Below are 25219 nucleotides of genomic sequence, written 5' to 3' on the forward strand. Positions count from 1 at the left end.
TACCGGTCGCGGGCCCCTTTCTTGGTTCTAGCTCTTCTCTTCCTTAGATGACGGAGTTATTTCCTGCTGCGTGGCTAAACAGCGCGGGCAGCGTGGACGTCCACGCATTCTCCGCCGCCTCCAGGGAGAGGACGACGTCGAAGTCCTCGTCATGCTGCTTGGCCGGGTCGAGTTCGACCTCCCCGCCGAAGGGCAGCACCGGGTACACGCCGGATCCGAAGCGAATGACCGGCTGGTCTGCTGCGTCGTTCGCGCCGGTCAGGCCGATCCAGCCACCGGTCAGACCCGTCTGGGCCAGTTCGCGCATCAGGTCGCCGTAGTCCTCGCTGCGTACTGCCAGCAGCACACGGGAAGCGGTCTCGGAGAACAGCCCCACTGCCGCCTGCTGGGCCAGCGTGCGGCCCTCCACAGCGGCGGACTCGTGCTGGCTGAGCATCGGGTTCACGGCCACTCCGCGACCGGACTGGATTGCCAGCTCCACGACAGCCTGCGACAGGCCCCCCTCGGAGAGGTCGTGGGCGGCGACGATCTTGTCGCGCTGCGCGGTGATGAAGGCTCCCAGGCGCTGTTCCACGGACAGGTCCACCTGCGGTGGCATGCCGGCCAGTTCGTCGTGGACGACCTGCTGCCAGATGGAGCCGCCGAGCTCCTCGCGGGTCTCCGCGCCCACCAGAACCAGGTGGTACTCTTCCTGCTTCTCGCCCTCGACACCTGGCTTCGGCAGCTGCTGTGGAATCCGGCGGGCGCAGTCGTCAATGGTGCCCAGCACCGCGATGACCGGGGTCGGCAAAATGGCGGTCTCGCCGGTCTGGTTGTAGAAGGAGACGTTACCGCCGGTAACCGGGATAGCCATCTCCTTACAGCCATCGGCCAGCCCGTGCACGGCCTCGCGGAACTGCCACATCACGCCCGGATCCTCCGGGGATCCGAAGTTCAGGCAGTTGGACACTGCCACCGGAGTGGATCCCGTGACGGAGACGTTGCGGTAGGCCTCAGCCAGCGCCAACTGGGCGCCGGTGCGGGGATCCAGGCGGGTGTAACGGCCGGAGGCGTCGGTAGAAACGGCGATGCCGCGACCGGTCTCCTCGTCGATGCGCAGCACCCCCGCGTCCGCGTCCTTGGCCGCAACGGTGTTGCCACGCACGTAGCGGTCGTACTGCTCGATGATGAACTCACGGGAGCACAGCGCCGGGGAGGCCGCCAGGTCCAGGATCTGTTGACGAACCTCCTGGGAGGTCTCAGGCAGCTCCACGCCGCGGATCTCGTTCAGCTCGTCCTGCTCCGCCGGGCGCTCGTAGGGCCGCTCGTAGACCGGGCCTTCCTCGGCCATGGTGTGCGCAGAAGCGTCTACCACGATCTCGCCGCAGTGCTCGATGACGAGGTGCTCGCCGTCGGTCACACAGCCGATGTCGGAGGCCAGCACGTCCCACTTACGGCAGATCTCCATGAACGCATCCACGTTCTCCGGCTCCACAATGGCGCACATGCGCTCCTGCGACTCGGAGGACAGGATCTCCGCGGCGGTCATGCCCTCGGCGCGCAGGTGCACGTTGTCCAGGTTGATGTGCATGCCGCCGTCACCGGCAGAAGCCAGCTCTGCGGTTGCACAGGAAAGCCCGGCGCCGCCGAGGTCCTGAATACCCACCACCACGTTGGCGCGGTACAGGTCCAGGCAGCACTCAATCAGTACCTTCTCTGCAAAGGGGTCGCCCACCTGCACGGCGGGCAGCTTGCGCTCTGCGCCTTCCTCAAAAGTGTCAGAGGCCAGCACAGACACACCACCGATGCCGTCCAGGCCCGTGCGGGAGCCGAAAAGGATCACTCGGTTGCCCTTGCCAGAGGCGAAGGCCAGCTTGAGGTCTTCGGTCTTCAAAGTGCCCACACACAGTGCATTTACCAGCGGGTTACCCGCGTAGGTGGCGTCAAAAACAGTCTCGCCGCCAATGTTCGGCAACCCCAGAGAGTTGCCATAACCGCCCACACCCGCGACCACGCCGGGCAGCACGCGCTGGGTATCCGGCAGGTCGGCCGGACCGAAGCGCAGCTGGTCCATCACAGCCACCGGGCGGGCGCCCATTGCCATAATGTCGCGGACGATGCCGCCCACGCCGGTGGCTGCGCCCTGGTAGGGCTCCACGTAGGAGGGGTGGTTGTGGGATTCGACCTTGAAGGTCACCGCGTGTCCATCGCCAATGTCGATCACGCCAGCGTTCTCACCGATACCGGCGAGCATCTTGGACTTCATCTCTTCGGTCGTGGTCTCACCGAAGTAGCGCAGGTGCGTCTTCGAGGACTTGTACGAGCAGTGCTCGGACCACATGACGGAGTACATGGCCAGCTCCGCGTCGGTCGGACGGCGGCCCAGCAGTTCCTTAATGCGCGCGTACTCGTCGTCCTTTAGGCCCAGCTCGTGATACGGCTGCTCCAGGTCCGGGTTGGCCTTAGCATCGGCGACCGTGTCGTTGTGAATCATGAGGATCGGGTGCTCCTTGTAAGAAGAAAGATTAGGAAACGAGCGCGGACAAAACAGACTGGAACAGCCCCAGGCCATCCAAGGACGGGCCCGTCAGGGTTTCCACGGCGTGCTCCGGGTGCGGCATCAGGCCAACTACGCGACCGTTTTCGCTGCACACTCCGGCGATCGAGTTGCGGGAGCCGTTGTGGTTCTCGACGTAGCGGAACACCACGCGGCCTTCGCCCTCCAGGCGCTCCAGCGTTTCCTCGCTGGCCTGGAAGCGGCCTTCGCCGTGCTTCGACGGAACCAGGATCTTGCTGTCCTCGGCGAACTGGTTGGTCCATGCCGTGGAGGTGTTTTCCACCTCCAGGTAAATGTCACGGCACACAAAGTGCAGCCCCTCGTTACGGGTGAGGGCGCCGGGCAGCAGGCCGGCTTCCTGCAGAATCTGGAAGCCGTTGCAGATCCCCAGCACCGGGGTACCGCGCTCCGCGGCAGCCACCACGGATTTCATTGCCGGGGCGATAGCGGCGATGGCACCGGCGCGCAGGTAGTCGCCGTAGGAAAAGCCACCGGGGACGACCACAGCGTCGACGTTCTTCAGATCCTCGTCTGCGTGCCACAGCTCCACTGGCTCCGCACCCGCCAGGCGCACAGCGCGCACGGCATCGACATCGTCGAGGGTGCCGGGGAAGGTAATCACTCCAATGCGGCTGGTCACTTACTTGGCCTCCACATCTGCGCCTTCGATGACCACGTCGTAGTCCTCGATCACGGTGTTTGCCAGCAGGTCGGAGGCGATCTTCTCCAGATCCTCGCGCGAGACCCCCTCGCCGACCTCCAGCTCAAAGCGCTTACCCTGGCGCACATCCTCCACTCCCCTGATGCCGATTCGGCCCAGGGCGCGGACTACGGCCTGACCCTGCGGGTCGAGGATTTCCTTCTTGGGCATAACGTTGACGACAACACGAGCCATGGCTTCTACATTCTCCCAGCTTTGCGGTATTTTCCCGGTTGGTTACCGCCCTATCGTAACACTGGTGGGCGACCGCCCCCTTAAGCTACAGAAGCCTGCTGGCGTGCCACGTAATCGCAGTAGTTCGCGGACTCGTAGCCGGCCTCGCGCAGCAACTCGAGAATGCGCAGCATATCGCCCGCCACGTCGTCTTTTCCGGCCTTCGCCGCGCTGATGGAAAGGCGGATGTCTTTGCCCTTCGCGGCACCGCGGCGCACGCTATTGAGGACGTTGCGACGCCACCACTTCACCGCCCCAAAGCCATCACCAAACGCGAGCACACGCACCGGATGGCGCTTTTCATTGCCGAGATCCCGGATGGTGTACGCATCCGCCGCGACCACGAACCCTAGCTCGCCGGCGGCCTGCAAAGCTTCCTCCGACGCCAGCCAGCGCGTCGGGGCGAAAGCTTTAGGCGCCAAGCCGAGCGCATCCAGCTGGCGGGTGGCAGCGGAGAGCCGCAGCGTTGACTCGTGGCGGCCGAGCCGGTGGAACTCCCCTTTGTCAGGCGCCCCACCCAGCGGCCCGAGCCCGCCTAACAGCAGCTCGTGGCCACGGGCAGCGGAATCGTGGACCAGCTCAAGCGTCGCGTGGTCATCCTTCAGACGCCAATTCGGCCCCTGCACCGTGAGCACCAAACCGGCGTGAAGATCCAGCGCCCGCGCTGCGTCGCGCATCTTCTCCGCCGCGGTGACCGTGCCCTGGCGCAGACCGGTGATGGTCAGCAGAACGCGCGGGGCACGCTGGACGCTGGGGCTGGACTGTGCGGGGCTCATAGATACTTAGCCTGCACAACACAGGTGAACGGGAGGTAACGCCCGCCCTACATCTGAGCGTCGAATTGTTAAAAGCTCGTCTCCTCGACGGACTTGTCCGTCACCAGCAGCTCGGCGGCGCCCATCTTTTCCAGCTCCCAGGCCGTCTCGAAGGCCGCCTGGCGCCACTTGGCATAGCGGCCGGATACGCCACCGTGGCCGGCCTCCATGTCGATACGCAGCAGCGTGTTCTCGGCACCCACCTCGCGCAGCTTGGCCACCCACTTCGCGGGCTCCACATACAGCACGCGGGTGTCGTTCAGGCTGGTCACCGCCAGAATCGGCGGGTAGATCAGGTCGGCCGCGACATTCTCATAAGGCGCGTAGCCCGCCATGTAGTCGTAGACCTGCGGGTCGTGGAAGGGGTCACCCCACTCGTCCCACTCCGTCACAGTCAGCGGCAGTTCCGGCATGAGCATGCTGGTCAGCGGATCTACAAAAGGAACCACGGCCTCAATGCCCGCAAAGCGATCACCTGCCAGGTTGGCCACCGCCCCCATGAGCATGCCACCGGCGGAGCCTCCCTCGGCCACCATCTGCTCTCGAGTGGTCATGCCTTCGCGTAGCAGGTGGTCGGCGACGGCCACGAAGTCCGTGAACGTGTTGCGCTTCTCCAGCCCCTTGCCGTGGTCGTACCACAGTCGGCCCATCTCGCCGCCACCGCGGATGTGCGCGATGGCGTACACCACGCCGCGGTCCAGCATGGACAGGCGGAACAGGGAGAATCCTGGATCGATGCAGTTTTCATAGGACCCATAGCCGTATAGCAGCACCGGGTTTGCCTGAGTGATGTCCACGTCCGTGCGGTGGATGAGGGATACCGGGATGCGTGTGCCGTCCTCAGCCGTAACCCACAGTCGCTGGGAGGTGTACTGGTCGGGGTCGAACTCCCGACCGTCCGGGTCGGCCAACACCTGCTGTTCCTTGCGTAGGATCTTCTCCCCCGTCGCCAGATCGATGTCGTAGATCCGCGGCGGTGTCGTGAAGGCAGTGTAGGCCACGCGCAGCACCGGGCTCTCCCACTCGCTGTTGCCCACGGCCCCAACGCCGCAGAGTTCCCCGGGGAACTCGATCCGCTCGAACTCGCCGAAGGCCGGGGCGGAAGAGTCGCCGGTCGAGGTGTCGGCGTCGCCAAGCTTCATGATGTAGCTGGTCTCCAGCGCATTCTCCCGAGCTTCGAGGACAATATGGTCGCTGAAGACATCCACGCCCTCCAGGCGCACGTCCTCGCGGTGTGGCACAAGAGCTTGCACGTCGTCCCACGAGGCGACCTGGCCGGTTGGGTGGTAACCCAACTCACAGTTCGGGCCGGTCTTGTTGTGCAGCACCAGCCACAAGTCCTGGCCGCCCACAACCGCGTGATCCACCGCATACTCCACATCGGCCTCGCGCGGGATCACGCAGGTCAGCTCCGCATTCGGGTCCTCCAGGTCGAGGTACCACACCTCGCTGGTCACCTTCGACCCCGTGTGGATCAACAGATAACGATCGGAGCGGGTCGTCGCCACCCCCGCCCAAAAACGTTCGTCGTCTTCGCGGTACACCAGCTCGTCTTTATCGACGCCCTCACCGATTGTGTGGCGCCAGACCTCGTGCGGTCGCCACGCTTCATCCACGCGCTGGTAGTACACGGTATCCCTGCCGACCCAGGTGGCACCGTAGAAAACATCCTCGATCTCGTCCTCCAGATCCTCCCCCGTGGTGAGCTCGCGGATGCGCAGGGTGAAACGCTCAGAGCCGGTCTCGTCCACCGAGTAAGCCAAGCGCGTACCATCCTGGGTTACGCTGGCCGCGCCCAGGCTAAAAAACTCCTTGCCCTCGGCTAGGGCGTTGCAGTCCAAGAAAGTCTCCTCGCCCGGCGCGGGGATGCCGGGCTCGATCGTCGGCGGGGTCCAGTCGTCCTCGTCGGCGATGGGAACGCGGCACATGGTGCCATAGCTCTTGCCTTCCTCGGTGCGGGAGAAGTACCACCAGCCCTCGGAACGCACGGGCAGGGACATATCGGTCTCCTGCACGCGGGCCTTGACCTCCTCGAACAGGCGGTCTTCCAATGGCTTGAGGTGGGCGGTCTGTTGGGTGGTCCAGGCGTTCTCCGCCTCTAGGTGCTGGCGAACCTCCGCGTTTTCCTTGTCGCGCAGCCACTCGTAGTTATCCACGAACTCGCGGCCGTGGAAGGTGCGGGTGTGCGGCACCCGCTTGGCGACCGGCGGAGCCGCGATCGGGTTGTTAGCTGTCTGGGACGCGTCGTTATTAGGCATACGCGCCATGCTACTCAGGCCAAGTTACTAGGGCCTGCAGCCCCCTAGACGCACTGGCCGATCCAGTCGGAGAACCGCTTGCCGGATAGTTTCTCGTAGGCCTCGATGTAGCGGGAGCGGGTGGCTTCCACCACGGAGCCCGGCAGTGGCGGCGGGGGCGTGCCCTCGGACTTGTCCCAGCCGGACTTCGGGCCGGTTAGCCAGTTGCGCACATACTGCTTGTCAAAGCTGGGCTGCACCTTGCCCTCTTCGTAGCCCTCGGCGGGCCAGTAGCGGGAGGAGTCCGGGGTCAGCACCTCGTCGGCCAGCACCAGAGTGCCGTCGGCATCCAGGCCGAACTCGAACTTGGTGTCGGCCAAGATCAAGCCGCGCTCCTCGGCGATGGCGGCGGCCTTCTTGTAGATCGAGAGGGTGGCCTCGCGCAGTTCGTTGGCGCGCTCCTCCCCTAAAGCCTCGACGACCACGTCGAAACTCACGTTCTCGTCGTGGTCACCCAGCTCGGCCTTGGTGGCCGGGGTGAAGATCGGCTCCGGCAGGCGGGAGGCCTCCACGAGTCCCTCGGGAAGCTCCACGCCACACACGCTGCCGGTTTCCTCGTACTCCTTCAGGCCGGAGCCGGTCAGGTAGCCACGGGACACGCATTCGAAGGGAATCATATCCAGCTTCTTGCACAGCATGGCGCGGCCGAGGACGTACTCGGGGATCCGTTCGTCATCCAACGCACCGGCCAGGTGGTTTGGGAAATCAATCTCGTCAAAGAAAAAAGCGCTCACGGCAGTGAGCACTCGTCCCTTGTCCGGGATCTCGGTATCAAGGACGTAGTCGTAGGCGCTGATCCGGTCGCTGACAACCATCAGCAGGTTGTCGTCATCGACCTCATAGATCTCCCGCACTTTACCTGCGGAATGGTGCTCGTACTCGCACAGTTCTGGACGCATGAGTAGACAGTGTAGCCCTGCACCAAGCTTTTGACTATTTGTGGCCGGAACTGTGCGATTCTTCGGCGTTTGCGCAGCTACAGAATCTCGCCCGGCGTGTAGGCAGCGGCCTCCGGATGGCGGTTCTTAACTTCTTCGATGTGCGCTAGGACGCGGGACACCTGGGACTCGGCTGCGCCGATGAATGCGTGGCGATCCGCCAGCGCCTCCTCCAGCTGCGGCTCGTCCAGCGGGAAGCGGTCGTCGCCCGCGAGGCGCTGCACCAGATCCTGGTCGCCGCCGTTCTCGCGCATGTTCAGCGCCACTGCCACGGCGTGCTCCTTGATCAACTCGTGGGCCGTCTCGCGGCCTACCCCGGCGCGCACGGCCGCCATCAGGATGCGCGTGGTGGCCAGGAACGGCAGGTAGCGCTCGAGCTCTCGGTCGATCATTGCCGGGAAAACTCCGAACTCGTCCAGGACGGTCAGGAAGGTCTCACACATGCCGTCGAAGGTGAAGAAGGCGTCGGGAAGAGCAACGCGGCGAACCACAGAGCAGAACACGTCGCCCTCGTTCCACTGCGCGCCGGCCAGGTCGGCGGCCATGTTTAGGTAGCCGCGCAGCAGAACCTGCATGCCGCCCACGCGCTCGCAGGAGCGGGCGTTCATCTTGTGCGGCATGGCGGAGGAACCGACCTGGCCTTCCTTGAAGCCCTCCGTGACGGTCTCGTTACCCGCCATCAGGCGAATCGTCATCGACAGCGAGGACAGGGCGGCGCCGATCTGAGCCAGGGCGCTCAGCGCGTCCATGTCCAGGCTGCGCGGGTAAACCTGGCCAACGGAATCGAATACGCGGGAGAAGCCTAGGTTCTCGGCGATGGTGCTTTCCAGCGCCGCCAGCTTGGACTCGTCGCCGCCCACCAGGTCCAGCATGTCCTGGCTGGTTCCCATCGGCCCCTTGATACCACGCAGCGGGTAGCGGCCCAGCAGGTCCTCGATGCGCTCGAGCCCCACCAGCAGCTCATCGGCGGCAGAGGCAAAGCGCTTGCCCAAGGTCGTTGCCTGGGCGGCCACGTTGTGGGAGCGCCCAGCCATCACCAGCGACTGGTTCTCCGCCGCGCGGCGGCCGATGCGGGCCAGGACGGCAACTGCCTTGTCGCGGGCCAGCTGCAGGGAGCTGAAGATCTGCAGCTGTTCCACATTCTCCGTCAGGTCGCGGGAGGTCATGCCCTTGTGGATGTGCTCCTGGCCAGCCAGCGCGTTGAATTCCTCGATGCGGGCCTTCACGTCGTGGCGGGTGACCTTTTCGCGTGAGGCGATGGATGCAAGGTCTACGTTCTCGATGACCTTCTCGTAGGCCGAGATAGCCTCGGCCGGGACCTCCACCCCGAGGTCAGCTTGGGCCTTCATGACGGAGATCCAGAGCTTGCGCTCCATGATGATCTTGTCCTCCGGGGACCAAATGGCGGTCATCTCCGGGGAGGCGTAGCGGTTGGCAAGGACGTTGGAAATATTTTTCTTAGCAGGCACGTCCCCGAGTTTATGCGTACCGCCGACTTTTAGGAATCTGCGAACTTCTCCAAATCCTTAATACGCCCCGCGGCAATCACCAGGTCGCCGGAGCGAATCACATACCCCGCCGGCGGCGTAGAGAAGTGCCCGTCCGCCGAGCGCACCGCGACGATGGCGATCCCCTGCGGCGTCTCCTCCACTTTTCGGCCGTGCATGTGCAGCGGGGGCGCCAGCTTGGCCATCGCAAAGTCGCGGTCGAACTCTATGTACTCCTGCACGTGACCTGCGATCAGATGCGCCACGCGCCGCCCGGTATCCCTTTCGGGACGCACGACGTGGTGCACACCGATCTGCGTCAGGATCTTCGCGTGTTGCTGGTTGTCTGCCTTCGCCCAGACATTGGGCACCCCTAGATCCATCACGGCAGAAGCCGTAAGTAGTGACGCCCCCATGTCTGAACCGATGCCGATGACAACACGGTGGGCATCCTGCACCCCGAGCTGGCGCAGTGCATCCTGATCGGTGGTCTCGGCGATGACCGCGTGCGTCAGCAACGGGGCGGCTTTCGTCACCACAGCTTCGTCCACGTCGATGCCCAGCACCTCCACGCCGGACTGCACGAGTTCTTCGCCGAGGGCCATGCCGAAGCGGCCCAGGCCGATGATGACGACGGGAGGGTTAGCTGGGCGGGAAAAGAACTTAGCCAATGAACGGCCTTTCTACTGGGTAGGAATAGAGGCGTTTGTTAGTGCGGGCGGCCAGAGCCGCCACCACGGTGATGGGGCCAATGCGCCCGAGGTACATCAGCACGACCAGCCATATGCGGGCGAAGTCCGGCAGCTCCGGGGTGATGCCGGTGGTCAGACCCACGGTGGCGAAAGCGGAGATGGTCTCGAAGGTGATCTGGTGGGAGTCGTACTGTGGCAGCAAAAGTTGCAGCGCCATGATAGATACTCCGACCACTAGGAAGGCCATCATGAATACCGCCATGGCTTGGCGCACGATGCGGCTCGGAATGCGCCGGCCGGCGACCAGGAGCTGCTCGTCGCCGCGTACCTCCGCGATCAACACGGCCACCAGCACCGCGGCGGTCGTCACCTTCACACCACCCGCGGTGCCGCCCGAGCCGCCACCGATGAACATCAGGAAATCCGTCAGCATCAGCGAGGATGGACGCAGCTCCGTCAGATCCACCGAGTTGAAGCCGGCCGTACGGGAGGAGACAGAGTGGAAGAACGCCGCTTGCAGCGCCGATAGCGGCGTGAGGTCGCGCAGGGCGTTGGTCCACTCCATCAGCGCGAAGCCGACCGTACCCACCACCAGCAGGATCGCGGTGCCGGTGAGCGTGAAGATCAAGGTCAGAGATGGCGGGTGCTTCACCTTCGAACGCCACCGCGCCCGCAGTTCCAGCAACACGGGGAAACCCAGGCCGCCTATGACGATGCCAGCGGCGATGGGCAGGATGATGCCCGCGTCGTTGACGTAGGGCATGAGGTTGTCGGAGCGCAGGCCGAAGCCAGCGTTGTTGAACGCGGAGATCGCGTGGAACGTACCCTCCCACACCGCCGGCAGGAAGCCGTAACCGTATCCGAAGGCGAAGCGAAAGGTCAGCACGATGGCTATAGCTAGCTCAGTGGCCAGGGAAAAGCCGATGGTGCCGAAGATGATGGTGCGGATCTCGCCCAGGTTCCTTCCGCGTTGTTCCGCGGCGGCGCGCAGGCGCCCTTTGACGCCCATCTGTCCAGCCAAAACGAAGCTCACCACCGTGGCGAGTGTCATGATGCCGAGGCCTCCGACCTGGATCAGCAGCATGATGACGACCTGCCCGAAATGGGACCAGTAGGTCGCGGTGTCCACGACGGTGAGACCGGTCAGGCAGGTGGCCGACGTGGCGGTGAAAAGAGCGGTGGTGAATTCCGGGCTCTCCGGCCCGCTACGGGATATGGGCAACAGCAGTAGTGCCGTACCTACGAGGATAAGCAGCAGGAAACTGACGGAGACCAGCTGCGCGGGGCTGAAGCCTTGCCAGCCTCGCCGGCGACTTTCGACTGGGTGTGCAATCACAAAAGGTTACCTTAAACCCATTGCACCCAGTGCGAAACCCTTATGCAATCTTTACACCCAAATGCTGTCAAAATAGCGTTCGGGTACTAGATGGAAATGTGGCCCTCAACTGCGGGAAGAGCGATATCGGAGCGGTAGTGCGAACCTTCCAGTTGGATGCACTGCAGGGTCTCATAGGCCTGCTTGCGTGCCTCCGCCAGGGTGGCGCCGGTGCCGATGACATTCAGCACGCGGCCGCCGGAGCTCACCAGCTGACCATTCTGCTCCGCCACACCTGCGGCCAGGATCCCGCGGGATTCGTTGCCCGGCTCCGCCCCGACGATCGGCTTGCCGGTAACCGGGCTGGCTGGGTAGTTCTCCGCGGCCAGCACGACGGTCAGTGCGTAGCCGTCCTCCCACTCCAACGGCGGCAACTGGTCCAGGGTGCCGGTCGCTACAGCATTCAGCACTCCACCCAGCGGGGTCTTCAGCAGGCGCAGCACAGGCTGAGTCTCCGGGTCGCCGAAGCGGCAGTTGAACTCCACCACAGCAGGGCCTTCGCTACCCCATGCCAGACCTGCGTACAGCAGGCCGTTGAAGGGCACACCCTCGGCGACCATCTGCTTGGCCACCGGCTCCACGACCTCGGTCACGATGCGCTGCACGCCGTCTTCCGGCAGCCACGGCAGCGGGGTGTAGGCGCCCATGCCGCCGGTGTTCGGGCCTTCATCGTTATCCCCCACTCGCTTGAAATCCTGTGCAGGCAGCAACGGCACCACGGTCTCGCCATCCACCAGGCAGAACAGGGAAACCTCGGGGCCGTCCAGGAAACTTTCCAGAAGCACCGGGTTGCCGCCTGCGTGCACGGCGTGAATGTGCTCCAGAGCCTCCGAGCGGTCGGCCGTGACCACCACACCCTTACCGCCGGCCAGTCCATCGTCCTTGACAACGTAAGTCGGGCCGAACTTGTCGAGGGTGGCGTCAATAAAAGAATCGCTAGATCCGACAGGAACAGCGACGGCATCGGCGGTACGGACCTGCGCCTTGGCCATGATGTCCTTCGCAAAGGCCTTCGAGCCCTCGATCTGTGCGGCGGCGGCCGACGGGCCGAATACGGCGAAGCCCGCCGCGCGAAGCTCGTCGGCAACACCGGCGACTAGCGGGATCTCGGGGCCGATAACAACCAGGTCCGCCTCGATCTTGCGGGCCAGGGCCACCGGTTCGCCGTCCGGGTGCAGGGTGGCCACGGCCGTCATCCCGGCGTTACCCGGGCTGACGTGGACCTGTTCGACGGAGGGATCCAGGGACAGAGAAAAAGCCAGTGCGTGCTCGCGGGCACCGCTGCCGATAACAAGAATGCGCATGGTTCCCCAGTCTAGCGAAGCTAACCCCCGCCACCAGATACATTTAACGCGCTAACATCGGCAGCATGGCTACGGTATTCACGAAAATCCTGAACGGCGAGATCCCCGGTCGCATCGTTTACCGCGACGAAACCGCGGCAGCGTTTTTGACCATCGAACCCGCGGCATACGGCCACACGCTGGTCGTGCCGATCGAGGAGGTCGATCGCTGGACCGATATGGATGCGGCGACGTGGGTTCACTGCAACGAGGTCGCGCAGCTAGTGGGCAAGGCCATCGTCGAGGCTTTTGACGCCCCTCGCGCTGGCTACCTGATCGCTGGATTCGAGGTGCCACACGCCCACATCCACATTTTCCCGGCTTCCGACATGTCCGGCTACAGCCTGCAGAACGTGATGCGGATGGACGAGACGGATCCGGAGAAGATGGATGAGTCGGCTGCCAAGATTCGCCAGGCGCTGCAGGCTCAGGGTGTCGACGGGGCCAAAATCCCTTCCGCTTAAAGAATCCTTTTTCTTTCGTTACATTGTCCTTTCGTTACATTGTCATTGCGGTGGATAACCAGTGGAAAACGACAACGCCAACGACAAAGTCAACGGCAACGACGTGGTTGACCCAGAATTCGACCCAGAGGTCGATCCAGAACTGGATCTAGAGGAACTTGCCGAGGTCGATCCCCCGGCGGGTGCAGCCGTGGCAGAAAACCTCGAGGACTCCGAGAGTTCCGAGAACTACGATGACTACGACCCCGCCAATGCGGGCGACGTCATTGGTCCCGCCCCCGATGACCGCAGCTGGCTTAGCCGCCTTGGCAGTGGCATGGCCAGCGGCATTTCCAACACCGGGCGCTTCCTCTGGGACATTCCGGGGCGCATGACCCGCCCACAGTTACCGCAGCTGCGGGGAGCCATCCCCGACCCGCCGCTGGGCGCCCGCCAAGTCTCCCCCGGTTATGCCGATGATCTCTGGCAGGCGCGGCCCACCATCGACCGTCCGTACCCAGTAATCCTGATCCACGGGACGATCAGCTCGAAGAACGTGTGGCAGAACCTAGTTCTGCGCCTGCGAGACGACGACTTTGTGGTTTTTAGCCCGGACTACGGCGTGCACGGTACGCAGGATATTCCGACCTCTGCCCAGGACATCGGCGCCTACATCGAACAGGTGCTGGCCGCCACGGGTGCGGAGGCCGTGGATATCGTAGGGCATTCCCAGGGAGGTCTCCTGGCTCGCTACTGGATCAACGAACTCGGCGGCGAGGATTACGTCCACCACCTCATCACACTCGGCGCCCCGCACCAGGGCACCACTCTCATGGGCATGCTGGGCGGCATGTTCACCACGGACATGAGCCAGCGCGTGGCAGCCGCTACCATTCGCGGGGTCTTTGGCGCGGCGGGCATGCAACAGGTCATCGGTTCGCCGCTGATGGAAACCCTGGCGGCCTCTCCCGAAACCCGCAACCACATTCGCTACACCTGCTACGCCACCCGCAACGATGCCACCGTCGTGCCCCACGAAAACGCCTTTTTGGGCGACCGGCAGCCCACTATCCCCAGTGACCACACGACGTTCCAGCTCGAGGATGGCCATTCGATTGACACAGGCGAGGCCATCATCACGAACTACTTCCTCCAGGATCTGGGCGTATCCAAGTGCAAGCACGAGGAACTGCCAACGAACCCGGACGTGCAGGACATCGTCCACCTGGCACTCCTCGATGGCTTAGAGGAAGACGATACGGAGGTCTAAGCACCCCCGCATACTCCGCGGGACGTTATTCCACCTCGGGCGCCTCGGGCAGCACGATCCGGAAGCGCGTGCCCTTGCCTTCTTCGCTATCCACGGTGACCGTGCCGCCGTGGACCTCCACCAGCCCCTTGACGATCGATAGTCCCAGCCCCGAGCCGCCTGAAGCACGGGAGCGCGAGACGTCCGGGCGGTAGAACCTTTCAAACAGATGTGGCACATCTTCAGCCGGAATTCCTTGGCCGTTGTCCTCCACGTCCACAATCACGTGGTCGTCGCGCTTATCCAGGCACAGCTTCACCTCCGCGTCTTCGCCCGCGTGCCGCAACGCATTGGTCACCAGGTTGCCCAGCACCTGATGCAGGCGGTTCACGTCGCCGATGACAATCGGCACGTCCCCGGTTTCGTTGACGACCTGCACCGTGCGGTTCGGGAAGCCCGCGCGCGCCGACTCCGCAGTTTCCAGCACCAGTTCCAACATGTCCACGCGGTTCTTCGCCAGCGGTCGGCCCTCGTCCATGCGGACCAGCGCGAGGAGATCCTCGACCAGCAGACTCATGCGTCCGGCCTCTTCAGAGATACGGTCGATGACCATAGGGGCGTCATCAGTAGCACCCGATTGGTACAGCTCCGCGTAGCCGCGCACCGACGTCAACGGCGTGCGCAGCTCGTGTGAAGCATCCCCGATGAAGCGACGCATCGACGCCTCGGAGCGGCGCGCTTGCTGTTCGGAAGCGCCGATCGCCACGAACGCTGCCTGAATCTGCGCGAGCATCTTGTTGAGCGCCTGTGAGAGCCGCCCGACCTCCGTGTTGGGCCGCCAGTTCGGCACGCGTTGCCCGAGGTCGCCGTTCGAAATTTTTGACGCCGTCAGTTCCACCTCGTTCAGTGGACGCAAAGCACGGCGCACCAGATACATCGATGCCAAGATGACGAAAGCGACGACCGTCAGGCCGATCACTGCCTGCAACAGCACAAGACGGGAAATAATGTGCTCTTCTTCCGCCAAAGGCAAGGCGACGATCGTGATGGTGCCGTCGTCATTGCGGAAGCTGGTGGCACGCCAGCTAATGTGCGTGCCGGAATCCTCGCGCGAGCCGACGGTCACGGGCATGGTGGGCTGCCCCAGACCACGGATCTCGGGGCGGGCCTTCAATGGAGAGTTGAAGTACTCATAGGAGACCTGGTCATCGACGACCAGAATGTAGAAGTCGCTAGGTGGGCGGGTAACACCGGTGACGGGATTCGGCGGCTGCTGGAGGTTCAGCACACCGAAGCCTTCCAGCCCCAGAGCGGTGCTATCGCTCCCGCTCGGCGCACTCTGGTCTTCTGAATTACCTTCGGCGAGGCCGGACCGGTGAGCCCAACCATTTGTCGCCTGATCCAGCTGTTCATCAACCCTTTGAATGAGGAAGCGCTGCAGGGTAGTCGTCACGGAAACACCGGAAACTGTTAGACCCATGGCGACCAGCACCGCGATCACCACCACCAGGGAGATGCGCAGCGGATAGTGAGACAGAAAATGCCCTGGATGGCCGGAACGGACGGGGACGGCGGAGCCTACAGGAGACGCAGCAGGCTCAGCCGCACCGGTGTTTTCAGCGTTGGACATAGGAATTAGGTTTTAGGTGCGGGGCTTACGCAGGACATAGCCCACACCGCGGACGGTCTGGATGAGGTGAGGCTCTTCCGTGTCGATCTTGCGGCGCAGGTAAGACACATAGGACTCGACGACGTTGCCGTCGCCACCGAAGTCGTAATTCCACACGTGGTCCAGGATCTTCGCCTTGCTCAGTACAACCTCCGCGTTGACCAGCAGGTAACGCAACAGCTTGAACTCCGTAGGCGATAAGTCGACTACTTCGCCGGCCTTTGTGACCTCGTGCATGTCGTCATCCAGAGTGATGTCCTCGTAGGTGATCAGGCTAGATTCCTGCTCTTCCTCCGAGGACACCCGGCGCAGGATCACGCGTAGTCGGGTAATAACCTCTTCCAAGCTGAATGGTTTGGTCACATAATCATCGGCGCCGATGGTAAGACCGTGGATTCGATCCTCCACGCCGTCCTTAGCGGTAAGGAACAGCGCTGGGGCATCGTGGCCTGCGGCACGGAGCTTATTGAGCAGTGTGAAGCCGTCCATGCCAGGCATCATGACGTCCAGGATGAAAGCGTCCGGTTGGTAGGTTTCCGCCAGCGCCAGTGCGTCTTGGCCGTTGTCGGCCGTTTCCACATCAAACCCCTGAAACTTCAGGCTTACCTTGAGGAGGTCAGAAATATTGGCCTCGTCGTCGACGACGAGAACCTTCACCGGCTGGGTGTTAGGCATTGTCATGCACCTCATTGTGCTGCAGAGAATTAGCGTCTATCTGCATGATAGCTGGATGTTTCCTGTGAACCCTGTAGCAGCTTCCCTACCGCCGCGTACCCTCGCGGAATGCTTGCGGAAATACTCTTGCGGCCTCCGCTCACCAACTAGATTGCTTTCGAAAGCAGCAATGGTTCTGGAAAGAATCTAAAAATTAACCCGTGATTCAGTGCACATATTCCCGATAAGACCCGATAAGCTATCCCCATGACGAAATCCAACTCTCGCTCCCTCCGCCACCGCCTCGCTGCTGCCGGTGTCGCAACCATGATGGCTGCTTCCCTGGGCACCGGTGCCGCCTCCGCTGCTCCGCTGGGCTCCTCTCAGCAGGACATCAACAACTTCGTTCTGGGCGCCCGCGATAACGTCCACAACAGCACCCGTGGTCTGCCAGAGCCCGCCCGTGGCCAGATCAACCGCGCAGCCGACGATGCCGCTAATTTCTTCGCTCCCGGCGCCCTGGCCGCCCGCGAGCGTGCCAACAAGCCCGCACCGCGTCCGGCTCCAAAGAAGCGCCCCGCCCCGGCACCACGCAACACTCCGTGCCCGAAAAACGCCCGCGGCTGCGTTAGCCTGCGCAACCAGACTGCCTGGCTGCAGCGCGGCGGAAAGACCAGCTACGGCCCGGTAAAAGTTTCCACTGGTAAGCGTGGCTACGAAACTCCGAAGGGCTGGCACGTCATCACCCGCAAGGTAAAGGACGACTACTCCCGCACCTACGGCAACGCTCCGATGCCCTACTCCGTGTACTTCACCAATAACGGCCACGCCTTCCACCAGGGCTCCCCGAACGTAATGTCCCACGGTTGCATCCACCTGGCTGCCCCACACGCCAAGAACTTCTTCAATGCACTGAACGTCGGCGACCGAATCTACATCTACTAGGACACCCACACAAGGTTCACCAGCCTAACCACCCACCCCCAGGGCAGGCGCCACACCTGAGCGCCTTCGCCCTGGGGGTTGCTTTCGCTACGCTTATTCTTATGACTTCTCACAAAGACGCCCCTGAACAGTTCACCTTCCGTCGCGCGGTCGAAGCCGACCGGCCCTTCATTCACAAGATGAACGCTGAGACGGATACCTGGGGTGACCCGAACAGGGAGTACTCGGAGACCTTCGACGAGGACACTGTGTTCTACGTGGATGGCTGGACCGAGGGACAAGGTGGCGTCATCGTCGAAGAAAACGGCGAGTCCATCGGCGCAGCATGGCTGCTCGACTCTACGGAAGAAAACCACGGCTACGGCTACGTATCCGAGGAATATCCCGAGGTAGCGATCGCGATGGCGCCCGGCAACACGGGCAAGGGACTAGGCACGAAACTGATGCAGGCAGTGCTGGATCAGGCGAAGGCCGACGGCAAGCCGGGCGTAAGCCTGTGCGTCGTTTTCGGCAACGACCGCGCGAAGCACGTCTACGAGAAGATCGGATACGTCGAAAAGGGCGTGGACGAGGCCGAGCACGCGCACGTGATGCTGTACACGTTCGAGTAACGCTGGTTCAGGGAGTTAATCGACGTCGCCGTCGGACGGCTTTTGGTTTACCGGTGAATCAAGGCTGGCTAGGTATTCTTCCGGGGTTTCGTAGAGTTCATCCCAGCCTTCCTCGAGGATGCTGTGCGGCTGCCACATCATTCGAACGGAAATTGGGCCCTGCACAGGCCCCGTAGCACCCTCGTCCCACTCTGGGTTGAAGCCGTAGCTTTCCAACTTATCGACGATGATTTGCCTCGCCTCGGTCACTTGGCCCGAGAAGGACCGGACGTAGAACTGGATCTCTACTTCCTGCAAATCAAAATCTTCTGCGATCTCATAGGGGATGAGTGCCTCGCCGATCTCTTCGTCGTCACTGTCTATCGACCCCCAGTCATCGAAAACCCAGATGCCCACACCTTCGGCGCGCATTTCCAAGATGGAGCATTGCAGGCGATCGAAATCGGTGACTTTTCCTGCCCAGGGTTCCATTTCAGCTGTCAACGTCAGGGCTACCTCGTCCAGAAAGTCCTTGGACAAGTCAAGGTAGTTGTCCTGGTGAGTTGGTAGCTCTGCTAGGCGCTGTTTCCAATCTTCAGGAACATCCAAGAAATCCGGGAAATTAACCAGAGTACCTACAAGTCCGTCATAACTTTCCGCGCCAGATACCAGTGCGGCTCGGAGCGAACGGATCAGTACCTGTGATTCCTTAGGAGTAAGCAGATCAGCGATTTTTTGTGGTGAGCGTGTGGGTTTAGGCATACCAAAACCATACCTTTGAAATTTGAGCCGGCGACGAGAATCGAACTCGCACTCTCAGCTTGGGAAGCTGATGTTCTACCACTAAACTACGCCGGCAGCTCCAGCACGCGGGTTGCATCGATGCAGCCCCTAGCGTGCTGTCGAACACTCTAGCACCAGGGTTTCGGCAGCCACGAAAGGCGGGCGAACTCCCTGGGCGTGAGGTGAGCTGGAGACGAGACTTGAACTCGCAACCTACGGTTTACAAGACCGTTGCGCTACCGATTGCGCCACTCCAGCACTGATCCACCTTTATTTGCGAGTTTTAGGAACCAGCAACGGCCGGTGCTCACCCGCAGGCGATGGACTTTCCAAGCCTAGCAAGCCACACCTGCGAACGGTAAAACTCCCTCCTGTCACCCCATCCCACCTGGGGGAACAGGCTCTTGTGAAATCTCCCTAGCCCCGATGTACGGTGTGGAGGTGTCTAATTTCATGTCGAGGGCATTGAGAAGGAGCTCTAACCTGCTATTTTCCGGCAACAGGGCAACGATCGATGCTATCCGCTTAGCACCGCCGCCATCCCCTTTGGCGCCGGTGGATCTTTCCGATCCCGTAAAGGTTCACGCAGTGATGGATCTTGCCAGCCGCATCGGCGACCAGCTCCTCACCGCGGGCACCAGCAATTCGGATGCGAAGGCACAGATCCGAAGCATCATGAGTGCCTACGGCCTGAACAACACGCACGTCGACATCACGTTGAACACGATCTACGTCTACTCGCGCTTCAACGAAAACACGCCGCCGACGAACATGTTCCGCGTAGTGCGGCAGCTGTCGACAGACTTTTCCCGCATCACCGAGGTCGACCGACTCATCCGCTCGATCGTCGCGGGCGCCACTCCCCTGGAGATGGCGCAGAAGATCCTCTTCGACATTGAAACTTCCTTGCTGCCCTACCGCAACCGCTATGCACTAGCCAGCTGGGGCGGGTTCGCCGCTGCCGTCGCGCTGCTGCTCGGGGGTGGTTGGGCCGTGGCTATCGTTGCCGGCATAACCACTATCTTCACTATGTTCGCCAACGCCTGGTTGGCCTCGAAGTCCCTGCCGCTGTTCTTTCAGAACGTCCTCGGCGGATTCGCGGCGGTGATCCCGGCGGCGGTGACGTATTCGATTGCGGATCGGATCGATTTCTACCTGCCGCCCTCGCTGATTATCGGTTCTTCTATTGTCGCCCTGCTCGCAGGATTGACGCTGGTCCAGGCGCTACAGGACGGCATAACGGGCGCCCCGGTCACCTCCGCTGCACGTTTCTATGAGACGGTTCTGCAAACCGGCGGCATCATTACCGGCATTGCTGCCGGCATTCAGACGATGGCCGTCATGGGTATTACCCTGCCGCCGTTGGATACGACTCATACCTCGGGTGTGCTGGGTTCGGTGACCATTCAGATCATCTCTGGTGCTGTAGCCACGGCGTTCTTCTGCAGCGCTTGCTTCTGCGAGCGGCGCGCCACCGTGGTCGCCAGCCTGACGGCTCTAATTGCCTCTCTGGCCCTGTTCAGCGTGACGAACGTGCTCAACTGGCCCGGCACCTTCGGCACCGCAATGGCCGCCCTGGTCGTCGGCCTGGCCGGTGGTCTGCTTTCCCGTCGCTACATGATTCCCCCGCAGATCACCGCTGCCGCGGGCATCACCCCGTTCCTGCCCGGCCTGGCGCTGTACCGGGGCATGAGCTCCGTCCTCAACGACCAATTCGTCGTCGGTATGTCCAATCTGGGCCTCGCGCTGACAACCGCGACCGCACTGGCTGCGGGCGTGGTGCTGGGCGAGTGGATCGCCCGCCGCATTCGCCGCCCCCGCATTCTGCACCGCTACCAGCAGCTGCGACGTCCCCGCGTGGATCCGCGACGGACAAACCAGAACGAACCCCGGATGGGTGCCGATGGACGGGTTCGCCAGCCTTTGCACTGGCGTAGGCGCCGCAGGAGCGCGTCGAAGAGTACGTGGCAGCTGGCTAGCGAGATGCGCGCGGCAGAGGGCGAAGAACAGACCGAAGACCACCCGGCGGGCACGAGCGAACACTAAATCGCGTAAAATATTTAAAGTTGAGACTTAAAGTTCCGTACGTCGACTTTGTAGAAATGGGGTCAGGCTCGTGCCTCCGAAGGTCACCGACAACCGTTCCGCCAACAATGAATCCCTGCACGCGGTAGAAGCGGAAACCGCACAGGCAGCGCAGCGCATCGTCGCGACCTTCTCCGAGGACTTCCTCGACGCTGCAACACTGATGTGCATGCTGGGCGTGGAGCCGGAGGGGCTGATCCACCGTCGCGTGGTTGCCGAGCTCGAAGAGGCGGAGCAGGAGGCCAAGAAGTCCACTCGCAAGACCACCAAGAAGGCCGCAAAGAAGACGGCCAAGAAGTCTACGAAGAAGACCACTAAAAAGGCTGCGAAAAAGTCGACGAAGAAGAGCACCAAGAAGGCCGCAAAGAAAACCACTAAGAAGACGGCGAAGAAGGCTACCAAGGCTAGCGAGTAGCACATAGCGAATAAACCGCCTAACTGCACCGACACGGGTGATACACATGCAGTCCGATTTTCTGGTTGTCGCCAATCGCCTTCCCGTCGACCGCAACGTGGATGGGGCCACCGGGGAGGTCACGTGGGTTCCTTCCCCGGGTGGGCTGGTCACTGCACTGAAGCCAGTACTGGAATCTAACCGCGGCGCGTGGATCGGCTGGCCGGGGGCGACGGATGAGGTCGCGGCTGAAGACATGCCCGCACCGGAGGAAGCCGGCATCCAGATGGTTCCGGTGAACCTGGACGCGCAGGATTTCGCGCAGTTCTACGAAGGTTTTTCCAACGCCACCCTTTGGCCCCTGTACCACGACCTGATCGTGCACCCCACCTACGATAAGCGCTGGTGGGAACGCTATCAACAGGTTAATCAGCGTTTTGCCCAGGCGGCGGCGGATACGGCCGCGCAGGACGCAACCGTCTGGGTGCAGGACTACCAGCTACACCTGGTTCCCGGTCAGCTGCGCGAACTACGCGACGATATCTGCATCGGCTTCTTCCTGCACATCCCCTTCCCCGCCCCTGAGCTTTTCCGCCAGCTGCCGTGGCGCCGCCAGGTGCTGGACGGCACGCTGGGCGCGGACGTGGTGGGCTTCCACACCCAGGATTCCGCACGTAATTTCATGGTGGCGCTGCGGGCCATGGATTATTCGGTGCAGATCGTGGACGATTCCGAGTCCGCGAACTTCTTGCGCGGCGCCCGGCTACCGGAGGAGGCGCAGGTGGTCGGCACCGTCACGCTGGATTCTGGCCGCCAGGTCAAGGTGGGCGTGTTCCCCATTTCCATCGACTCCGCGAAGGTAAACGCGCGGGCCAATCAGCCGGATGTGCTGGCTCAGGCTAGCGACCTGCGCGCCCGGCTGGGTAACCCGAAGGTACTGATCGCGGGCGTGGATCGGCTGGACTACACCAAGGGCATCCAGCACCGCCTAGAGGCCATCGAGTTCCTCTTAGACTCCGGCCGCCTGGCCCCGGAAGACGTGGCTATGGTGCAGGTCGCCACCCCATCACGCGAGCGCCTGGATGATTATCGGCGCACCCGCCAGCAGGTGGAGGCCATAGTTTCCCGCATCAACGGCAACCATGGCAGCCTGGGGCGTTCACTGATCCACTACATGCACTCCGGCCTGCCGTTCGAGCAGATCGTGGCACTGTATACCGCGGCGGACGTCATGCTGATCACCCCGCTGAAGGATGGCATGAACCTGGTGGCCAAGGAGTACGTGGCCTGCCACTCGGACGGTTCCGGCGCGCTAGTGCTCTCGGAGTTCGCGGGCGCGGCCACACAGCTGGTGCAGGCGTACCTGTGCAATCCGCACGACGTCGACTCCATCGCCGACGCGCTGCAGCTGGCCATCGAGGACGAGCCCGCGAAAAAGATTCGCCGCATGCGCCAGATGTGGGAGCACCTGCAGGATCACGACGTCAACCGTTGGGCCGATGCGTTCTTGCAGCAGCTGAGGGAGGTTGAATAATGCGCCGTGCCGCTACTTTCCTCGCTCTTGGTTTAAGCGCTGCAACCGTGGCCGGCCTTTCGGCGTGCTCCGATCCAGAGGCGCCGCTGGGCAACTCCCAGTGGCAGGTTTCGGCGATCTACGATACGGACGTGCGTGGCGGCCTACTGCCGGAAGCTCAGCAGGGCCGCAGTTACATGATCTTCGGCATGGAATCGCTGAACGGCGCCAGCGGTTGTGTTCACTTGACTGGAAACGTGGAGTGGAAGGACGAGTCCATACACATCACCGACTTCTCCTCCTCCCGCATCGACGGCGCCCAGTGCCTACCAGGCGACGAGGACACTGCCGACCGCCTGAAGTCCGTCCTCAACGACCAGGACCTCACCTACACCCGCCCTTCCGATAACTCGCTGAAGCTGCAGCAGCCCGCGCCGGAGGACAAGCAGGATTGGCAGTCCGTCCCGGCGGTTGAGTTCATTAGCGGTCCGCAGGAGGGTTAGGCGCATGGATGGTTCGTTACTGCCCTTTCTTTCTGACGCCGACCTCTCCAGCCTGGCCGCCGCCCCAGACCTACTGGTAGCGATGGATTTCGACGGCACCCTGGCCCACTTCTCGGACGAGCCAACGGGTGTGCACGCCGTGCCGGGTGCGATGGACGCTCTGGAGAGGCTGGCGGAGCTGCCAAACACGGTGGCGATGGTGATTTCCGGGCGCAACTTGGAGCAGCTTGCGCATGCGACGATGCTGCCCGCGCACGGCCCGGTGCGCCTGGTCGGCAGCCACGGCGCGGAACCCGCCGACGGTGGCACGGCGAGCCTAAGCCCGGAGCAGCAGTCCTGGCTGAACAAGCTGCGTTCCCACGCGGAGGCCATTGCCGCTGAGCACGAGGGTGCGTGGGTGGAGGTCAAGCCCCTGGCGGTGGGACTACACACCCGCCTGGTTCCGGATAAGCAGCTGGCCGCGCAGCTGAATCAGCGCCTGGCGGATTTCGCCGCCACCAGCGAGCTTTCCCAGGTGACGTGGGGTAAGGACATTCTGGAGGTCGCGGTGGATAAGACCACCAAGGGCTCCTACATCGAGGATTTCCGCCGCGCTTACGCACGCCAGCACGGCCGGGAGCTGCGGGTGCTGTTCGCGGGAGATGACACGACGGACGAGACGGTGCTCTCCACGCTGCGCTACTCCCCTGCCACCTCACCGGGCACCCCGCCGGCCGCCGCGCCCGGCTCGGACGTCGGCATCCGCGTCGGCGGCGGGGAGACCTCCGCCACGCTTCGCTTGGATACCCCGGAGGATGTCCGGGACTTCCTGCAGGATCTACTGCGGCGCCGCGACGGACGTTCCGCGGATTAGCTCAGTCTCCAGCAGCACGCTCGGCGCCGCTGCCCGGCGGGCGGGTTTGGCCGGGTTTTCGCTCAACCGCTGTTCGATGAGTTCGGCAAGCATATTGCCGCTCTCCAGACCTTTGTCTTTGCTGGGTTGGCGGACGGTTGTGATGTGGGCGTCAATAGCTTCGGGAATACCGTCGAAACCCGTAACAGAGAGCTGGCTCGGTACGCCGATCCCCTGCTCGGCTGCGTAACGCACCACCCCAAGGGCCTGCGAATCGGTGGTGCAGGCGACGGCGGTGAGCTCGGGGTGGTTGGTCAGCAGCTCCTGGGCGGCTTCGAAGGCGGTCTGGGGATTGTTGATGTGCCGCTCGACGATGGGTGCGTCCGAGATCCCGGCTTCCTCGAGCACGTCCAGGATTCCCAGCACTCGCGAGCGCTGTACGTGCATGTGCGCGCCCTGGATGCGTTCGTTGCTCACCGGCCCGTTGTTCGGGGTGCGGTCCAGGCGGATGCACAGCACACCGATGTGGCGGTGACCTGCGTCGACGAGTTCGCGGATGGCGGGCTTGATGGCCTCGCGGTCGTCGATCCCCACGAAGGGGTCACCTACTCCGGCGGGCTGGTCGCACACCACGGTTGGCAGGCCGCGGTTGCGGACGGCGGCGAGGTACGGGTCGTCGACCGCCACGGAGTAGACGATGAACCCGTCCACGCTGGCCTGGTTCACCAGTTGTGCGGGGCGGTCGGCGCTGGGGGTATCGTCCACGCCCGCCGGGATGAGCAGCATGGAGGCATCCATCGACCCGCAGCTCACCGACACACCGGAGACGAATTCCAGCGAGGCCTGGTCCTCGAACGCATAGGGCAGTTCTTCGGTCAGCAGCACGCCGATCGCCCCCGCCCGGCGCGTGCGCAGCGAGCGCGCCATTGGGTCCGGCCCTGGGTAGCCGACCTTTTCTGCGAGATGCAGGATCTTGTCGCGCAGCTCGGGCGAAAGCTGGTCCGGGCGGTTGTACGCATTCGATACCGTGGTGCGCGAAACGCCCAGTTCGGCCGCAATGGAGGCCAAGGTGCCGCGCCGTGCTGGTCTGTTCATTCTCTTAAGGGTAGTCGCCGGTTCTTCCTTCTTGGGGGTTGACGCCA

23 protein-coding genes and 2 tRNA genes are annotated in these 25219 nt (G+C 62.9%); 9 read left to right on the forward strand and 16 right to left on the reverse strand.

The annotated features are described in order from the left end of the window. Positions 1-43: 43 nt before the first annotated feature. From purL to purD, 10 genes are all read right to left on the reverse strand, one after another. Positions 44-2473 carry a phosphoribosylformylglycinamidine synthase subunit PurL gene (purL, locus tag MHX63_RS09460; protein WP_239388421.1) on the reverse strand — a complete coding sequence of 810 codons (2430 nt, stop codon included), beginning with the start codon at positions 2471-2473 and terminating at the stop codon, positions 44-46. A gap of 31 nt (positions 2474-2504) precedes the next feature. After that, positions 2505-3176: a phosphoribosylformylglycinamidine synthase subunit PurQ gene (gene purQ, locus MHX63_RS09465; protein WP_239388423.1), complete on the reverse strand. Its 672-nt coding sequence runs from the start codon at positions 3174-3176 to the stop codon at positions 2505-2507. Next, positions 3177-3431, reverse strand: coding sequence for a phosphoribosylformylglycinamidine synthase subunit PurS (gene purS / locus MHX63_RS09470; protein ID WP_239388425.1), 255 nt, complete (start codon positions 3429-3431; stop codon positions 3177-3179). Between the two features lie 80 nt (positions 3432-3511). Further along, positions 3512-4246: a DUF2334 domain-containing protein gene (locus MHX63_RS09475; protein WP_239388427.1), complete on the reverse strand. Its 735-nt coding sequence runs from the start codon at positions 4244-4246 to the stop codon at positions 3512-3514. A 68-nt stretch (positions 4247-4314) separates the two neighbouring features. Beyond that, positions 4315-6552 carry a S9 family peptidase gene (locus MHX63_RS09480; protein ID WP_239388429.1) on the reverse strand — a complete coding sequence of 746 codons (2238 nt, stop codon included), beginning with the start codon at positions 6550-6552 and terminating at the stop codon, positions 4315-4317. A gap of 35 nt (positions 6553-6587) precedes the next feature. After that, positions 6588-7481 (reverse strand): phosphoribosylaminoimidazolesuccinocarboxamide synthase, encoded by an 894-nt coding sequence (locus tag MHX63_RS09485; protein ID WP_239388431.1) that lies wholly within the window; start codon positions 7479-7481, stop codon positions 6588-6590. A 77-nt stretch (positions 7482-7558) separates the two neighbouring features. After that, entirely contained in the window at positions 7559-8989 is a 1431-nt protein-coding gene (gene purB / locus MHX63_RS09490; protein WP_239388433.1) for an adenylosuccinate lyase, read from the reverse strand. Positions 8990-9018: 29 nt separating this feature from the next. Continuing rightward, complete coding sequence (locus tag MHX63_RS09495) at positions 9019-9678, reverse strand: TrkA family potassium uptake protein (protein WP_239388435.1); 660 nt, start codon at positions 9676-9678, stop codon at positions 9019-9021. Beyond that, positions 9671-11035, reverse strand: coding sequence for a potassium transporter TrkG (locus MHX63_RS09500; protein ID WP_239388437.1), 1365 nt, complete (start codon positions 11033-11035; stop codon positions 9671-9673). Before MHX63_RS09500 ends, MHX63_RS09495 begins: the two co-directional genes overlap by 8 nt. Positions 11036-11121: 86 nt before the next feature. After that, the gene (gene purD / locus MHX63_RS09505; protein WP_239388439.1) at positions 11122-12378 is read right to left on the reverse strand and encodes a phosphoribosylamine--glycine ligase; all 1257 of its coding nucleotides are present in this window, start codon (positions 12376-12378) and stop codon (positions 11122-11124) included. Positions 12379-12443: 65 nt separating this feature from the next. Between purD and MHX63_RS09510 the strand changes: the two genes are divergently transcribed. After that, entirely contained in the window at positions 12444-12881 is a 438-nt protein-coding gene (locus MHX63_RS09510; protein WP_239388441.1) for an HIT family protein, read from the forward strand. Positions 12882-12942: 61 nt separating this feature from the next. Continuing rightward, positions 12943-14130, forward strand: a complete 1188-nt coding sequence (locus MHX63_RS09515; protein ID WP_239388443.1) for an alpha/beta fold hydrolase — start codon at positions 12943-12945, stop codon at positions 14128-14130. Between the two features lie 25 nt (positions 14131-14155). On the opposite strand, the gene MHX63_RS09520 is transcribed toward MHX63_RS09515, so the two are convergent. Beyond that, positions 14156-15739, reverse strand: coding sequence for a cell wall metabolism sensor histidine kinase WalK (locus MHX63_RS09520; RefSeq protein ID WP_239388445.1), 1584 nt, complete (start codon positions 15737-15739; stop codon positions 14156-14158). Positions 15740-15751: 12 nt separating this feature from the next. Beyond that, positions 15752-16459 carry a response regulator transcription factor gene (locus MHX63_RS09525; protein ID WP_239388447.1) on the reverse strand — a complete coding sequence of 236 codons (708 nt, stop codon included), beginning with the start codon at positions 16457-16459 and terminating at the stop codon, positions 15752-15754. Between the two features lie 240 nt (positions 16460-16699). Between MHX63_RS09525 and MHX63_RS09530 the strand changes: the two genes are divergently transcribed. Together MHX63_RS09530 and MHX63_RS09535 are read left to right on the forward strand one after the other, a co-directional pair. Next, a complete protein-coding gene (locus MHX63_RS09530) occupies positions 16700-17377 on the forward strand; it encodes a L,D-transpeptidase (RefSeq protein ID WP_239388449.1) in 678 nt (225 codons plus the stop codon). Positions 17378-17478: 101 nt separating this feature from the next. Then, positions 17479-17988 carry a GNAT family N-acetyltransferase gene (locus MHX63_RS09535; RefSeq protein ID WP_239388451.1) on the forward strand — a complete coding sequence of 170 codons (510 nt, stop codon included), beginning with the start codon at positions 17479-17481 and terminating at the stop codon, positions 17986-17988. A gap of 15 nt (positions 17989-18003) precedes the next feature. Here the strand turns inward: MHX63_RS09535 and MHX63_RS09540 are convergent, their stop codons facing one another. The 3 genes from MHX63_RS09540 to MHX63_RS09550 all read right to left on the reverse strand — a co-directional run bounded on the left by MHX63_RS09540 (position 18004) and on the right by MHX63_RS09550 (position 19008). Continuing rightward, a complete protein-coding gene (locus tag MHX63_RS09540) occupies positions 18004-18729 on the reverse strand; it encodes a hypothetical protein (RefSeq protein WP_239388453.1) in 726 nt (241 codons plus the stop codon). A 25-nt stretch (positions 18730-18754) separates the two neighbouring features. Next, positions 18755-18825, reverse strand: a tRNA-Gly gene (locus MHX63_RS09545). Positions 18826-18935: 110 nt separating this feature from the next. Further along, a tRNA-Thr gene (locus MHX63_RS09550) sits at positions 18936-19008 on the reverse strand. Positions 19009-19203: 195 nt separating this feature from the next. Here MHX63_RS09550 and MHX63_RS09555 point away from each other — a divergent pair. The 5 genes from MHX63_RS09555 (at position 19204) to otsB (ending at position 24098) form a co-directional block, all read left to right on the forward strand. After that, a complete protein-coding gene (locus MHX63_RS09555) occupies positions 19204-20796 on the forward strand; it encodes a threonine/serine exporter ThrE family protein (RefSeq protein ID WP_370644087.1) in 1593 nt (530 codons plus the stop codon). A gap of 70 nt (positions 20797-20866) precedes the next feature. Next, positions 20867-21250, forward strand: coding sequence for a hypothetical protein (locus tag MHX63_RS09560; RefSeq protein WP_239388457.1), 384 nt, complete (start codon positions 20867-20869; stop codon positions 21248-21250). A gap of 46 nt (positions 21251-21296) precedes the next feature. After that, positions 21297-22763, forward strand: a complete 1467-nt coding sequence (locus MHX63_RS09565) for a trehalose-6-phosphate synthase (RefSeq protein ID WP_239388459.1) — start codon at positions 21297-21299, stop codon at positions 22761-22763. Continuing rightward, positions 22763-23245, forward strand: coding sequence for an META domain-containing protein (locus MHX63_RS09570; protein WP_239388461.1), 483 nt, complete (start codon positions 22763-22765; stop codon positions 23243-23245). Before MHX63_RS09565 ends, MHX63_RS09570 begins: the two co-directional genes overlap by 1 nt. A gap of 4 nt (positions 23246-23249) precedes the next feature. Beyond that, a complete protein-coding gene (gene otsB, locus MHX63_RS09575; RefSeq protein ID WP_239388463.1) occupies positions 23250-24098 on the forward strand; it encodes a trehalose-phosphatase in 849 nt (282 codons plus the stop codon). Here otsB and MHX63_RS09580 read toward each other — a convergent pair. Continuing rightward, a complete protein-coding gene (locus MHX63_RS09580; protein WP_239388465.1) occupies positions 24063-25172 on the reverse strand; it encodes a LacI family DNA-binding transcriptional regulator in 1110 nt (369 codons plus the stop codon). The two genes, otsB and MHX63_RS09580, sit on opposite strands and share 36 nt — an antisense overlap. Between the last annotated feature and the right edge of the window lie 47 nt (positions 25173-25219).

Origin of the sequence: Corynebacterium sp. ACRQK, from assembly GCF_022345965.1 — a bacterium.
In the GTDB taxonomy this organism is placed as follows: domain Bacteria; phylum Actinomycetota; class Actinomycetes; order Mycobacteriales; family Mycobacteriaceae; genus Corynebacterium.

Bases quoted from the DNA above. Each gene is read 5' to 3' on its own strand.
- purL (WP_239388421.1), bottom strand. From the start codon at position 2,473: ATGATTCACAACGACACGGTCGCCGATGCTAAGGCCAACCCGGACCTG.
- purS (WP_239388425.1), bottom strand. From the start codon at position 3,431: ATGGCTCGTGTTGTCGTCAACGTTATGCCCAAGAAGGAAATCCTCGAC.
- MHX63_RS09475 (WP_239388427.1), bottom strand. From the start codon at position 4,246: ATGAGCCCCGCACAGTCCAGCCCCAGCGTCCAGCGTGCCCCGCGCGTT.
- MHX63_RS09480 (WP_239388429.1), bottom strand. From the start codon at position 6,552: ATGGCGCGTATGCCTAATAACGACGCGTCCCAGACAGCTAACAACCCG.
- MHX63_RS09485 (WP_239388431.1), bottom strand. From the start codon at position 7,481: ATGCGTCCAGAACTGTGCGAGTACGAGCACCATTCCGCAGGTAAAGTG.
- purD (WP_239388439.1), bottom strand. From the start codon at position 12,378: ATGCGCATTCTTGTTATCGGCAGCGGTGCCCGCGAGCACGCACTGGCT.
- MHX63_RS09510 (WP_239388441.1), top strand. From the start codon at position 12,444: ATGGCTACGGTATTCACGAAAATCCTGAACGGCGAGATCCCCGGTCGC.
- MHX63_RS09520 (WP_239388445.1), bottom strand. From the start codon at position 15,739: ATGTCCAACGCTGAAAACACCGGTGCGGCTGAGCCTGCTGCGTCTCCT.
- MHX63_RS09525 (WP_239388447.1), bottom strand. From the start codon at position 16,459: ATGACAATGCCTAACACCCAGCCGGTGAAGGTTCTCGTCGTCGACGAC.
- MHX63_RS09530 (WP_239388449.1), top strand. From the start codon at position 16,700: ATGACGAAATCCAACTCTCGCTCCCTCCGCCACCGCCTCGCTGCTGCC.
- MHX63_RS09535 (WP_239388451.1), top strand. From the start codon at position 17,479: ATGACTTCTCACAAAGACGCCCCTGAACAGTTCACCTTCCGTCGCGCG.
- MHX63_RS09540 (WP_239388453.1), bottom strand. From the start codon at position 18,729: ATGCCTAAACCCACACGCTCACCACAAAAAATCGCTGATCTGCTTACT.
- MHX63_RS09555 (WP_370644087.1), top strand. From the start codon at position 19,204: ATGTCGAGGGCATTGAGAAGGAGCTCTAACCTGCTATTTTCCGGCAAC.
- MHX63_RS09565 (WP_239388459.1), top strand. From the start codon at position 21,297: ATGCAGTCCGATTTTCTGGTTGTCGCCAATCGCCTTCCCGTCGACCGC.
- MHX63_RS09570 (WP_239388461.1), top strand. From the start codon at position 22,763: ATGCGCCGTGCCGCTACTTTCCTCGCTCTTGGTTTAAGCGCTGCAACC.
- otsB (WP_239388463.1), top strand. From the start codon at position 23,250: ATGGATGGTTCGTTACTGCCCTTTCTTTCTGACGCCGACCTCTCCAGC.
- MHX63_RS09580 (WP_239388465.1), bottom strand. From the start codon at position 25,172: ATGAACAGACCAGCACGGCGCGGCACCTTGGCCTCCATTGCGGCCGAA.